Source organism: Nocardioides psychrotolerans, from assembly GCF_900113685.1.
Classification (GTDB): domain Bacteria; phylum Actinomycetota; class Actinomycetes; order Propionibacteriales; family Nocardioidaceae; genus Nocardioides; species Nocardioides psychrotolerans.
The window spans coordinates 131001-143717 of the sequence record NZ_FOQG01000010.1 but is presented as its reverse complement, the minus strand read 5'-3'; the positions used below and the strand labels follow the sequence as shown (position 1 = coordinate 143717).

The 12717-nt window shown below is 70.6% G+C and carries 11 protein-coding genes and 1 riboswitch; of the genes, 3 read left to right on the top strand and 8 right to left on the bottom strand.

What is annotated here, in order from left to right; genetic code table 11:
* The first annotated feature begins 38 nt into the window (after positions 1 to 38).
* The 3 genes from BM204_RS13575 to BM204_RS13565 are packed head-to-tail and all read left to right on the top strand — an operon-like array spanning position 39 to position 3763.
* Positions 39 to 818, top strand: a complete 780-nt coding sequence (locus BM204_RS13575) for a class I SAM-dependent methyltransferase (RefSeq protein ID WP_091114269.1) — start codon at positions 39 to 41, stop codon at positions 816 to 818.
* Between the two features lie 9 nt (positions 819 to 827).
* Complete coding sequence (locus BM204_RS13570; protein WP_091114267.1) at positions 828 to 2369, top strand: TldD/PmbA family protein; 1542 nt, start codon at positions 828 to 830, stop codon at positions 2367 to 2369.
* The gene (locus BM204_RS13565) at positions 2369 to 3763 is read left to right on the top strand and encodes a TldD/PmbA family protein (RefSeq protein ID WP_091114264.1); all 1395 of its coding nucleotides are present in this window, start codon (positions 2369 to 2371) and stop codon (positions 3761 to 3763) included. Before BM204_RS13570 ends, BM204_RS13565 begins: the two co-directional genes overlap by 1 nt.
* Positions 3764 to 3791: 28 nt before the next feature.
* On the opposite strand, the gene BM204_RS13560 is transcribed toward BM204_RS13565, so the two are convergent.
* From BM204_RS13560 to gcvH, 8 genes are all read right to left on the bottom strand, one after another.
* Positions 3792 to 4889, bottom strand: a complete 1098-nt coding sequence (locus BM204_RS13560; protein ID WP_091114262.1) for an SGNH hydrolase domain-containing protein — start codon at positions 4887 to 4889, stop codon at positions 3792 to 3794.
* A 168-nt stretch (positions 4890 to 5057) separates the two neighbouring features.
* Positions 5058 to 6347 carry a serine hydrolase domain-containing protein gene (locus BM204_RS13555; RefSeq protein WP_091114260.1) on the bottom strand — a complete coding sequence of 430 codons (1290 nt, stop codon included), beginning with the start codon at positions 6345 to 6347 and terminating at the stop codon, positions 5058 to 5060.
* Complete coding sequence (gcvP, locus tag BM204_RS13550) at positions 6344 to 9211, bottom strand: aminomethyl-transferring glycine dehydrogenase (protein ID WP_091114257.1); 2868 nt, start codon at positions 9209 to 9211, stop codon at positions 6344 to 6346. Before gcvP ends, BM204_RS13555 begins: the two co-directional genes overlap by 4 nt.
* 79 nt (positions 9212 to 9290) lie before the next feature.
* Positions 9291 to 9405: riboswitch (glycine riboswitch) on the bottom strand.
* Positions 9406 to 9536: 131 nt separating this feature from the next.
* Positions 9537 to 10136: a MerR family transcriptional regulator gene (locus BM204_RS13545; RefSeq protein ID WP_091114255.1), complete on the bottom strand. Its 600-nt coding sequence runs from the start codon at positions 10134 to 10136 to the stop codon at positions 9537 to 9539.
* Positions 10137 to 10324: 188 nt separating this feature from the next.
* Complete coding sequence (locus BM204_RS13540) at positions 10325 to 10801, bottom strand: bifunctional nuclease family protein (RefSeq protein ID WP_091114253.1); 477 nt, start codon at positions 10799 to 10801, stop codon at positions 10325 to 10327.
* A 64-nt stretch (positions 10802 to 10865) separates the two neighbouring features.
* On the bottom strand, positions 10866 to 11564 hold the full coding sequence (ftsR, locus tag BM204_RS13535; RefSeq protein WP_091114250.1) for a transcriptional regulator FtsR: 699 nt from the start codon (positions 11562 to 11564) through the stop codon (positions 10866 to 10868).
* A 53-nt stretch (positions 11565 to 11617) separates the two neighbouring features.
* Complete coding sequence (locus BM204_RS13530; protein ID WP_091114247.1) at positions 11618 to 12148, bottom strand: double zinc ribbon and FHA domain-containing protein; 531 nt, start codon at positions 12146 to 12148, stop codon at positions 11618 to 11620.
* Positions 12149 to 12274: 126 nt separating this feature from the next.
* Positions 12275 to 12661 (bottom strand): glycine cleavage system protein GcvH, encoded by a 387-nt coding sequence (gene gcvH / locus BM204_RS13525; protein WP_091114245.1) that lies wholly within the window; start codon positions 12659 to 12661, stop codon positions 12275 to 12277.
* Between the last annotated feature and the right edge of the window lie 56 nt (positions 12662 to 12717).

The following is a 12717-nucleotide window of genomic DNA, read 5'->3' as shown; positions in this document are numbered from 1 at the left end:
CCCTGTCCAACCCGGAGCGTGAGGTCTAGGTTCGGCCCATGTCCTTCGTCGTGCCCCCGGACGCCTACGCCCGGTTCATGGGGCGGTTCTCCGTGCCCCTGGGGCCGGCGTTCGCGGACTTCGTCGGCGTCCGGCCCGGCCAGCGGGTGCTGGACGTCGGCAGCGGACCGGGCGCCCTCACGGTCGAGCTGGTCCGACGCCTCGGCGAGGAGTCGGTCTCGGCCGTCGACCCGTCACCCCCGTTCGTCGCGGGTCTCGCCGAGCGGCTCCCGGGGGTGGACGTCCGGTCGGCCTCGGCCGAGGCCCTGCCCTTCGCCGACGCCTGCTTCGACGCGACCGTGGCGCAGCTGGTCGTGCACTTCATGAGCGATCCCGTGGCCGGTCTGCGCGAGATGGCGCGCGTGACCCGGCCGGACGGGGTCGTCGCCGCGTGCGTCTGGGACCACGACGGTGGTCGGAGCCCCCTGAGCCTCTGCTGGGACGCGGCTCGCGAGCTCGACCCGGCGACGATCGACGAGGCCGGGCTGCCGGGCGCCCGGGCGGGCCACCTGGAGGAGCTCGCTGCGGCGGCGGGCTTGCAGGAGGTGCTCTCCGCGGACCTCCGCGTCGAGGTCACCTTCGACGACGCGGACGACTGGTGGCCGCCCTACACCTTCGGGATCGGTCCGTTGGGCACCCACGTCGCGGGCCTGGACGAGGCTCGCCGGGCCGCGCTGCGCGACCACTGCCTCGCCCTGCTGGGGCCTGCTCCCTTCACGATCACGGCTCATGTCTGGGCCGTGCGTGCGCGTCGCCGAGGGGCGGCGTCCATCGGATAGGTTCGGTCCATGAGTGCACTCCCGGGCGCATCCGAGCTCGATCCGACCTTCACCTCGCTCCCCTATCGTGCCCTCGGCGACGCGGCCCTGACCCGAGCTCGCGAGCTCGGAGTCTCCCATGCGGACTTCCGCTTCGAGCGCGTCCGCTACCAGCGGGTGGCGGTCCGCGACGGTGTGCTCCAGAGCGCCAGTGACACCGAGGACCTCGGCTTCGCCGTCCGGGTGATCCACCGTGGTGCCTGGGGCTTCGCAGCCGGGATAACGCTCACGCCCGAGGAGGCGGTCCGGGTGGCCGACACGGCCGTCTCCGTCGCCGTCGTCGCCGCGGCGATGACCAGCACCCCTGTGGAGCTCGCGGCCGAGCCGGTCTACGACGACGTCACCTGGGTCTCCTCCTACGTCACCAACCCCCTCGAGGTGCCCGTCGCCGAGAAGGCCGCGCTGCTCGTCGACTGGACCGAGCGGCTCCGCACGGGTGCGGCGGTCGACCACGCGTCGGCGTACGCCCTGCAGGTGCAGGAGAACAAGTACTACGTCGACCTGCACGGCACCCGCACCACGCAGCAGCGGGTGCGCCTCCAACCCGGCTTCGAGGCCATGGGCGCCGGGGCGGACACGTTCGACTCGATGTCCTCGATCGCGCCGCCGGTCGGCAAGGGTTGGGAGTACCTCTCCGACGGCAGCCACGACTGGGACGCCGAGATCGAGCAGGTGCCCGAGCTGCTCGCCGAGAAGCTCAAGGCGCCGAGCGTCGAGGCCGGCGACTACGACCTGGTCATCCACCCCTCCAACCTGTGGCTGACCATCCACGAGTCGATCGGGCACGCCACTGAGCTCGACCGGGCGCTGGGCTACGAGGCCAACTACGCCGGCACGTCGTTCGCGACCTACGACCAGCTCGGCACGCTGCAGTACGGCGCCCCTGTCATGCACGTCACCGGTGACCGCACCATCGAGCACGGGCTGGCGACGATCGGCTTCGACGACGAGGGTGTGGCGACCCAGTCCTGGGACATCGTGCGCGACGGGGTCCTCGTGGGCTACCAGCTCGACCGGTCGATGGGCCACATGAAGCCCGAGCTGGCCGGGCCCGGCCACCCGGATGGTCGGTCCAACGGCTGTGCCTACGCCGACTCCCCCGGGCACATCCCGATCCAGCGGATGGCCAACGTCTCGCTCCAGCCAGCTGCCGACGGGCCGTCGACCGAGGAGCTGATCGGTCGTGTCGACCGCGGGCTCTACGTCGTGGGCGACAAGTCGTGGAGCATCGACATGCAGCGCTTCAACTTCCAGTTCACCGGCCAGCGGTTCTACAAGATCCAGGACGGCGAGCTCGTCGGCCAGGTGCGCGACGCGGCCTACCAGGCGACCACGACCGATTTCTGGGGATCGATGGAGGCCGTGGGCGGGCCGCAGACCTGGGAGCTCGGGGGCGCCTTCAACTGTGGGAAGGCCCAACCCGGGCAGGTCGCGTCGGTGAGCCACGGCTGTCCGACCTCGCTGTTCCGGGGCGTCCGCATCCTCAACACCCTTGACGAGGCAGGCCACTGATGACGATCCCGACCACGCCCCAGTCCCTCGTCGACCAGGGCGTTGCCGTGTCGACGGCCGACGACTGTGTCGTCATCGTGCGCGACCACACCAGCGCCAACCTGCGCTGGGCCAACAACACGCTGACCACCAACGGTGTGATGCACGGCGTCTCGGTCACCGTGGTCTCGTTCATCGGCTCCACCGACGGGGTGGCGACAGGTTCGGTCAGCGGGACTGCCCAGACCCAGGCCCAGGTCACCGCGCTGGTCGAGGCGGCGGATGCCGCGGCCCGGCTCTCCTCGCCGGCCGAGGACGCCGCCGACCTGGTCCGCGACCGTGTGTCCCCCGACTGGGACGAGCAGGCCGTGCCCACCGACATCCACGTCTACGACTCCTTCGCACCCGCCCTCGGTGAGGCATTCGGCCGGTCCTCCTCGGCCGATCGCGTGCTCTACGGCTTCGTCAACCACGAAGTCGCGACCACCTACCTCGGCTCGACCACGGGACTGCGTCTCCGACATGTCCAGCCCACGGGTCACTATGCCTGCACCGGCAAGACCGCCGACCTGCGCGAGAGCGCCTGGGTCGGTGGCGCGACGCGGGACTTCGCGGACGTCGATGCCCTGGCCATGGAGGCGACCGTGGCCCAGCGGCTCGGGTGGGGCGCCCGCCGCGTCGACCTCCCGGCAGGACGCTACGACACGATCCTGCCGCCGACCGCCGTGGCCGACCTGATGATCGACGCCTACTGGTACGCCGGCGCGCGGGTCGCCTGGGAAGGTCAGTCGGTCTACAGCCAGCGCGGCGCCGGGACGCGGATCGGTCAGCAGATCACCTCGCCCGGTGTCCACCTCTACTCCGACCCGACGTACGACGGGCTGCAGTGCGCGCCGTTCGCCCTCGCGAGCGCGTCAGGCAACGAGTCCTCGGTGTTCGACAACGGCCTGCCGCTGGAGCGCACCGACTGGATCCGCGACGGCGAGCTCGCCTCGCTCCTCCAGACCCGCCACTCCGCCACGATGACCCAGCAGCCGGTCACCCCGGCCATCGACAACCTGGTGCTCGAGGTCGAGTTCGGCACGGGGACGATCGAGGACCTGGTCGCCGGCACCGACCGAGGCCTGCTGCTGACCTGCCTGTGGTACATCCGTGAGGTCGACCCGCAGTCGCTGCTGCTCACCGGACTGACCCGCGACGGCGTCTACCTCGTCGAGGACGGCGAGATCACCGGGTCGGTCAACAACTTCCGCTTCAACGAGAGCCCGATCGACCTGCTGCGCCGGTTCTCGCACGCGTCAGCGACGGTGCCGAGCTTCAGCCGCGAGTGGGGCGACGACTACTTCTCGCGCACCGCGATGCCGGCGCTGCGCGTGCCCGACTTCAACATGTCGAGCGTGTCCCAGGCGATGTAGGGCCAGGTGTCGGACGACCGGGCGTCCCTCAAGGACGGAACGCGGCCCGGTAGAGCGGCGTGAAGATGCCGGACACCGCAGGGTTGATGTGCAAGGCGTCCAGGTACGTCGAGCGCCCGCCCACCGTCGTTCGACACGTGGCAGGGCCGCACAGCACGGACGACGGCTCGACGCGACGATCGACACGCTTGCGCAGCCAGGCCCGCTCCGAGGCTTCGTCAGGCATGACCGCCGCGCGGGGCAGGTCGGCGGTCGGCTTGGCCGTGCCGTAGCCGAGTGTCGGCTGCTGGCCGATGCCCACCGTGCGGACCGGCATCCGATCGAGGCTCCGGAACACCCGGTCACCTGCCAGCGACCACAGGCGCGCCTGTTGCGACAACGAGAAGAGCGCCGGGTCGGGGCGGGCGCTGAGGTCGCGGTAGAGACGCCAGTAGCCGCCGAGCACCACGATCACCTTGCGGCGGTCGGCGACCTTCGCCTTGATGAAGCGCATCGCGAGACGTCCGATCTCGGAGCACTCACCGCTGGCCTCGTTGGCGGTCAGCAGCATCGGCGGACAGGCGCCGAGCTGGAAGGTCACGAGGTTGAGCCGAGCGGCCCTGGCCGCGGCAATGATCGCGGGCGTCTGCTGCCACGAGTGACTGTCGCCCCACACGACGACCGTCGGGCGTCGTCGATCGAAGGCGAGGACGCGGCAGGCTCGGGCGTGATCGGGCATGACCTCGGCGCCGACACACCGGCGCGGGAGGACCGCCACCGGGGTCGGCGGCTGCTGGGTGTCGACCAGCACGGGCACGGGCGCGGGGTCCTCGGTCGTCGGCTCCGGCGTCGGCGTCGCCCCAGGGGTCGACTCGGGCGCGGCCTCGGGCGTCGGTGACGGCTCGGTCGGCATCGCCTCGGGCGTCGGCTCGGTCGTCGGCGTCGGTGACGGCTCGGGTGAGCCGCTCGAGGCGGTGTCGGTCGGCGCAGGCTCCTGCGGGACGGAGTCGTCGGCCCCGGCCGGCGGGGCGCCTATCAACATGGCCAGCGCGACCAGTGCGACCAGCGCGGAGCGGGTTCGCAGGGTGCGCGGACGGATCTTCGGCAAGGCGATGTTCTGTCCTGGATCGAGCGGCGGTCGGAGCACAGGGACAACCTCAGATCGGGTTCGACAGGTCTAGACAACCTTGTCAGCCTACCAAGGTGCCGTGACAATCCCGGCTTCGCGACCATTGACGACACCGTCCCGCACATGGTCATGACGGCTGCCAACGTCGCGTCGTCGTGACCTTGATCGGAGGCTCGGCGGTCGAGCTCAGCTGGGGTGCCCGCCGGGCACGGGAACGGCAGGGTCGTAGGGCGTGCGGGTGTAGACGAACGTCGCACACTCCAGGTGGGAGACCGTGCGGTCGCGTCGGCGGTGCACCCGCAGCCGCTCGCCACGGTGGTAGCCCCAGGTGCCCACGATGCCGGCCTCACCGAGCTCGAAGACGTCGGTGAGCCGGTGTCGGGCCAGGCTGCGCAGGTGGAGCTGCTCGTTGTGCCAGCGCACGTCGACGGCACTGTTGCCCCAGAACCACAGGCCCAGCAGGTCCCGCACGCCCGCGGGCACCTGCTCGGTGGGCACCCAGGGGTCCAGCGGCGCGAGCTCCCGGTCACCGAGCAGCAGGCCGGGCACCGTGTCGGTGTCGAGTCCTGTGGTCGACGACGCGAGCACCACCACGCCGTCGCGGGTCTCGCGGTCGACGAACAGGCTGGCCTGGAAGCCGGGCATCGAGCCGGGGTGGCCCACCAGGCGCCGGCCCGGGAGCTCGGGCACCTCGAGCAGCCAGGTGCCGAGGCCGTAGGTCGCGCTGGTCGGCTCCACCATCTCGGCCACGCTCTCGCGCGACAACACGTCGGGGTGCCCATCGGCGAGGAAGACCGCGAAGGTCGACAAGTCCGCCACGGTGCTCCACAGCTGGCCCGCCGGCGCCATCGCCCGGGTGTCCTGGTGAGGCTCGGGGGTCAGCGTGCCCGCGAAGTGGTCGACGCTCCAGCCCTGCGCGGCTGGCGCCGCGTCGTCGTACGACGTGTGGTGCAGGCCGAGGGGCGCCAGCACGTGCTGGGACACGACGTCCCACCACGCCGCGCCGTGCAGCCGCGCGACCGCCTCACCGAGCAACGCGAAGCCCAGGTTGCTGTAGTGGAAGTCGCCAGGGCCCGACAGGGCGCCACTGTCGTCGTTGGCAGCGACCAGCGTCGAGAAGTCGACCCCGGGCGAGCGCTCCCACCACGAGCCGACCGGCTCGCTCTGCAGGCCGCCGGTGTGGGCGAGGAGCTGGCGCACGGTCACGTCGCGACATCCGGTCTCCGGGATCACCGAACCGATCGGGTCATCGAGCGACAGCAGTCCCTCGTCGCGTGCCTGCAGCACCGCCACGGCCGTGATCGTCTTGGTGATCGACCCGATCCGGTAGCGGTCGTCGAGCGACCCGCCGACCGCACCGGTCCACACGAGATCACCTCCCACCAGGACCCCGGCGACCACCGAGGGCAGTCGACCGTGGGCCTGCAGGGCTGCCAGACAGGCGTCCCAGCGCTCGTGCGTGCGAGGGGGGCTCACTCGACGAAGGCCTCCAGCGGCGGGCAGGAGCACTGCAGGTTGCGGTCCCCGTAGGCCTGGTCGATGCGGCCGACCGGCGGCCAGTACTTGTCAGGGTCGACGCCCGTCGGGAAGACGGCGAGCTCGCGCGAGTAGCCGCGGTCCCACTCGCCGACGAGCGCACGCGAGGTGTGGGGAGCCCCGCGCAGCGGGGAGTCCTCGGGGGTCCACTCCCCGCTGGCCACCCGGTCGATCTCGCCCTTGATCGCGATCATCGCCTCACAGAAGCGGTCGATCTCGGCCAGGTCCTCGGACTCGGTCGGCTCGACCATCAGGGTCCCGGCGACCGGGAACGACATGGTCGGCGAGTGGAAGCCGTAGTCGACGAGCCGTTTGGCGACGTCGTCGATGCTGACACCGGTCTCCTTGGTGATCCCGCGGACGTCGAGGATGCACTCGTGGGCGACCAGGCCGCTGTGGCCGCGGTAGAGCACCGGGAAGTGGTCGCCCAGGCGGGCCGCGACGTAGTTGGCCGAGAGCACCGCGCTGGCCGTCGCCCGGGTCAGGCCGGCACCGCCCATGAGCCGGATGTAGGCCCACGAGATCGGCAGGATGCCGGCCGAGCCGTAGGGCGCCCCGCTGACCGGGCCGATGCCGGAGCGTTTGGCCTCCTCGGGGTGCATCGCGTGCGAGGGGAGATAGGGCGCGAGGTGAGCGCGCACCGCGACCGGACCGACGCCTGGCCCCCCGCCGCCGTGGGGGATGCAGAAGGTCTTGTGCAGGTTGAGGTGCGACACGTCGCCACCGAACTCGCCCGGCTTGGCATAGCCGAGGAGCGCGTTGAGGTTGGCGCCGTCGACGTAGACCTGCCCGCCGTGGCCGTGCACGATGTCGCAGAGCTCGCTGATCGTGTCCTCGTAGGCGCCGTGCGTCGACGGGTAGGTCACCATGATCGCGGCCAGGTCGTGGGCGTGCTGCTCACACTGCGCACGCAGGTCGTCGAGGTCGACCGTGCCGTCGTCGGCGGCCTTCACCACGACCACGCGCATGCCGGCCATCACGGCCGAGGCGGCGTTGGTGCCGTGGGCCGACGACGGGATCAGGCAGACGTCGCGTCCCTCGTGGCCGTTGGCCCGGTGGAAGCCGCGGATCGCGAGCAGCCCGGCGAGCTCGCCCTGCGAGCCGGCGTTGGGCTGGATCGAGACGCGGTCGTAGCCCGTGACCTCGGCCAGCCAGCCCTCGAGGTCGTCGACGAGCTGGCGATAGCCCTGGGCATCCTCGGCCGGCACGAAGGGGTGCAGGTCGGCGAAGCCGGGCAGCGAGACCGGCTCCATCTCGGTCGTGGCATTGAGCTTCATCGTGCAGGAGCCGAGCGGGATCATGCCGCGGTCGAGCGCGTAGTCGCGCGCCGAGAGGCGACGCAGGTAGCGCAGCATCTGCGTCTCGCTGTGGTGGGCGCTGAACACCTCGTGCGTGAGGTACGGCGTGGCGCGGCGCAGGTCGTCCGGCAGCGCGTCGGCGGTCGCCCGGTCGATGGAGTCGAGGTCGGCACTGACGCCGAAGGCCCTGAGCAGGCCCCCGATCGTCGAGCCGGTCGTGCACTCCGAGGTCGAGATCCCGACCGTGTCCGCATCGACGAGCCGGATCTGGATGCCCATCTGACGCGCGGCCTGCTGCACCTCGACGCCACGACCCGGCACGGTCACCGAGAGAGTGTCGAAGAACTGCTCGTGGCCGACGGTGATGCCCGCCGCGCGCAGCGCCTCCGCGAGGACGGCGGCGTAGCGGTGCGTGCGGGTCGCGATCGCCTTGAGGCCCTCGGGGCCGTGGTAGACGGCGTACATCGACGCGACGACGGCGAGGAGCACCTGCGCGGTGCAGATGTTGGAGGTCGCCTTGTCGCGGCGGATGTGCTGCTCACGCGTCTGGAGTGCCAGCCGGTAGGCAGGCCGTCCCTCGGCGTCGACCGAGACGCCGACCAGTCGACCGGGCAGGTGCCGCTCGAGACCGGAGGCGACGGCCATGAAGCCGGCGTGCGGCCCCCCGTAGAACAGCGGCACACCGAAGCGCTGCGAGGACCCGACCACGACGTCGGCCCCGAGGGCTCCGGGCGACTCGAGCAGCGTCAGCGCGAGCAGGTCGGCGGCAACGACGGCCAGGGCGTTGCGCTCGTGGGCGGCCTCGATCACCGGCCGTGGGTCGAAGATGCGTCCAGACGCCCCGGGATACTGCACGAGGACCCCCGACAGCTCCCCGTCTGGCAGGCCCTGGGTCAGGTCGGTGACCACCACCTCGATACCCATGCCCCCGGCCCGGGTGCGCACGACGTCGATCGTCTGCGGCAGCGCGTCGGCATCGACGACGAAGGGACCCGCGGCCTTGCGGTTGCCTCGTCGTACGAGCGTCATCGCCTCGGCTGCCGCCGTGCTCTCGTCGAGCAGGGAGGCGTTGGCCGTGGGCAGTCCGGTGAGGTCGCCGATGACGGTCTGGAAGTTGATGAGCGCCTCGAGGCGGCCCTGGGAGATCTCCGGCTGGTAAGGCGTGTAGGCGGTGTACCAGCTGGGGTCCTCGAGCACGTTGCGGCGTACGACGGGCGGGGTGATGGTGGCGTGGTAGCCCAGGCCGATCATGGCTTCCCCCGGGCGGTTGGCGGCCGCGAGGGTGCGCAGCGCCTTGGCCGTCGCCTGCTCGGTCAGCGCGGTGGGGAGCTCCAGCTCGACCCCGGACCGGATGCCACCGGGCACGGCGGCGTCCATCAGCTCTGACAAGGCGCTGAAGCCGAGGCGCTCGAGCATCGTCTGCTCGTCCGCCGGGCGCAGCCCGATGTGCCGTTCGACGAACGGCGACGCGCCGTCCAGTTCGGTGAGGCTGGGGTGGTCTGACACGGGCACTCCTGCGGGGTCGAGGTCGATGGAACCATCGCCCTCCCCCTCTGTCGGGGCGTCGTTGGCCCTCCAGAGTTGCCTGCTCCGCACGGTCCGGGCGCCTGAGAGGTTCCGGGGAGGAATTGCCCCTTCGGCGCTTCGTTCCCGACGGACCGTCTCTGGTCGCCGAGCGAAGACTCTCCCGTGCGGGATCAGTCAGCGAGGCCACCCTACCAACCACCGGGTGGTTGCTGTTGGTGACCGATCCGCAGATCCCCCGACGTGACGACCGGGCCGCCACCGCAAGGGTGACGACCCGGCCGGAGCAAGAGCAGGAGGGCTGCGGTCAGCCGGTCTGGCGGGCCGCACGACGAGCCGCGAGCTCGTCCTTGGCGGCGATGCTGGCCGCGTCGTCGGAGGCGCGCTCGCTGGGCAGCTCGGCAAGGGTGCCCTCGATCTCGCGCCAGACACCGCCGATGGCGATCCCGAAGACGCCCTGACCGCCTTGGAGCAGATCGATGACCTCGTCGTTGCTGGTGCACTCATAGACCGAGGCGCCGTCCGACATCAGCGTGACGTGGGTGAGGTCGTCGGTGCCGCGTTCACGCAGGTGGGAGACGGCGATGCGGATCTGCTGCAACGAGATGCCCGCGTCGAGCAGTCGCTTGATGATCTTAAGGATCAAGATGTCGCGGAAGGAGTAGAGCCGCTGCGAACCGGACCCGCGCGCACCGCGCACGGTGGGCTCGATCAGGCCCGTGCGGGCCCAGTAGTCGAGCTGGCGGTAGGTGATGCCGGCTGCGTTGCAGGCGGTGGGACCGCGGTAGCCGAGGTCGCTGGGCAACGGGGAGACGTCGTCGCTGAAAAGCAGTCCCTGCTCCTCAGCGGTCTCGACGGCCTTTACTGCTGCGGCGCTGACGCCGGTCTCGGGCTTCTGCTCGTTCACACGGTCCTCCGTGGGTCTACTCCGTTGAACGTAGCTCCGGGAAAGGACGGCGGTGGCCGGAAGGCCGCAACCACAAGCGTGGAGTTACAACAGAGACACTTCAAGGTACGGCCGATGACCGGGGCGGTCAAAGACTCCCGCGGCGTGTCGCAACCCTCAACCTCAAGTTGAGGGTCAGGCCCGCGACCTCACTGCTCGGTGGGGGCCTCGAAGTCCTCGGGGGTGACCTGGTCGAGGAACTCGCGGAACTTCTCGACCTCGTCCTCCTGCTCGACCGGCACGGCGAGGCCTGCCTCGTCGAGCACCGACTCGGCACACAGGATCTTGGTCCCGGTGCGCAGGGCCAGCGCGATGGAGTCGGAGGGACGGGCGCTGACCTCTGCCCCGGACTCAAAGACCAGGGTCGCGTAGAAGACCCCGTCCTTGACGTCGGTGATGCGCACCTCGGTGAGCTCGTTGCCGGTCGCCTCGAGGACGTCCTTCAACAGGTCGTGGGTCAGTGGCCGCGGCGGGATCACCCCCTGCTGGGCGAAGGCGATCGCGGTGGCCTCGACGGCCCCGATCCAGATCGGGAGGTAGCGCTCCCCCGTGATCTCGCGCAGCAGCACGATCGGCTGGTTCGAGGGCATCTCGACCCTGACTCCCATGACGTCAACTTCGCGCATGAGGCTCAGGCTACTCCGCCGCGGAAGCCCGGTTGAGCAGGCCGGGGTGCGCGGGCACCCAGTCTCAGCGAGATCGCAGGCCGGCCTTGACGAGCGTCGCGTGCAGCCGGACCGACAGGGCCGCGATCTCCGAGACCACGTCGTCGGCCCGGGCCCTTGCGGAGGCATCGCGACCCCGCTTGAGCGGGGCGATGACCTGCTCCACGAGCCCGACCTCGCGGTCGGCGGACGTCTTGAAGGCGCGCAGGTGCCGCGGCTCGAAGCCGAAGTCCGCGAGCTCGCGGGCGGTCTGCGCGATGACGAGCGCGTCGGTGTCGTAGTGGCCGGTCCCGGCCCGGGGTGTGATCAGGCCGAACTGCTCGAGCTGGACCAGCAGCTCCTCGGAGATCTCCGCGATCTTGATCAGCTCGCGCCGGGAGAGGCGCAGGTTGTCGTGCCGTGCGAACGAGTCCGCGCTGGGCAGCCCGTCAGCCGCGAGAGCGACCTGGGGCACCGTCGGGACGACGGCGTCGATCGGCGGCGGCTCCAGGCCCCGGTCGATCGCGTCCAGGTGCTCACCGATGACCTTCAGCGGCAGGTAGTGGTCGCGCTGCATGCGCAGGACGTAGCGCAACCGCTCGACGTCCTCGTGGGCGAACTTGCGGTAGCCCGCGGGTGTGCGCTCCGGCTTGATCAGCCCCTTGTCCTCCAGGAAGCGGATCTTGGGGATCGTGATCCCGGGGAAGTCGGGGCGCAGCAGGTCGAGGACCTGACCGATGTTCATGCGCGCCCGAGATCCTCCGGCGGCGCTCTCCGGCAACGGCGAGCTCGCCACGGTCAGTGGCTCTCGTGACCCGAGAAGAAGACCAGGCGGTACTTGCCGATCTGGACCTCGTCGCTGTCGTTGAGCTGGACCTTCTCGATGCGGTCGCGGTTGACGTAGGTGCCGTTGAGGCTGCCGACGTCGCTCACCGTGAACGAGTCGCCATCGCGGTTGAACACCGCGTGTCGACGCGACACGGTCACGTCGTCGAGGAAGATCTCGCTGTCGGGGTGACGGCCGGCGTTGGTGACGTCGCCGTCCACCAGGAAGCGGCTGCCGGAGCCCGGGCCCTTCTGGACCACCAGCAGGGCGTGTCCGGTGGGCAGCGCGTCCACGGCCGCCGCGTCCACCGGGTTGAGCTGACGGTCCGAGGTCTCGACCCGTTCCCCGCCGGGGGTGCCGATCTGGATGGTGGCGGTGGACTCCCCGATCGGCTCGACCGCGCCAGTGGCGGGAGCCTCGACGCTGACCAGCTTGGTGCCGCACTGGGCACAGAAGCGCGCGTCGTCCGGGTTCTGCCTGCCACATGCGGTGCAGAACGGCATCGAATCATCCTCCGGTCGGATCTTCCCTCGACCCGTCAGGCCCTCGCAACCCTCAAGGCAGGGTGGAGGTTGACGGTTGCTCCGAACCTATCAGCAGCGTGGCCAGGTTCACGACCCGATGAGTAGTCAGCCCTCGAGCGAGGCGACGTAGCCGTCGGCCTCGAGCAGGTCGTCGAGCTGGGTGGCGTCGGACGGGACGATCTCGAAGAGCCATCCACCGCCGTAAGGATCGTTGTTGACCAGCTCGGGCGTGGCGTCGAGGGACTCGTTGCGCGCCACGACCTCCCCGGAGACCGGCGCATAGACGTCGCTGACCGACTTCGTCGACTCGAGCTCCCCGCAGGTGCTGCCGGCCTCGAGAGTGTCGCCCACCTCGGGCAGGGAGACGTAGACGATGTCGCCGAGGGCGTCCTGGGCGTAGTCGGTGATGCCGACGCGGACCGATCCCTCGTGCTCGCCCGGTGTGCGCAGCCACTCGTGCTCGACGGTGTATTTCAGGTCATCGGGATACAAGGTGGTCTCCTCCGCTCGGAGCACCGGGCCGTGGCCTGGTGCGGGATCGCGTGCAG

Coding starts and splice junctions, on each gene's coding strand:
- BM204_RS13570 (WP_091114267.1), top strand. CDS start 828: ATGAGTGCACTCCCGGGCGCATCCGAGCTCGATCCGACCTTCACCTCG.
- BM204_RS13565 (WP_091114264.1), top strand. CDS start 2,369: ATGACGATCCCGACCACGCCCCAGTCCCTCGTCGACCAGGGCGTTGCC.
- BM204_RS13540 (WP_091114253.1), bottom strand. CDS start 10,801: ATGCGCGAAGTTGACGTCATGGGAGTCAGGGTCGAGATGCCCTCGAAC.
- ftsR (WP_091114250.1), bottom strand. CDS start 11,564: ATGAACATCGGTCAGGTCCTCGACCTGCTGCGCCCCGACTTCCCCGGG.
- BM204_RS13530 (WP_091114247.1), bottom strand. CDS start 12,148: ATGCCGTTCTGCACCGCATGTGGCAGGCAGAACCCGGACGACGCGCGC.
- BM204_RS13575 (WP_091114269.1), top strand. CDS start 39: ATGTCCTTCGTCGTGCCCCCGGACGCCTACGCCCGGTTCATGGGGCGG.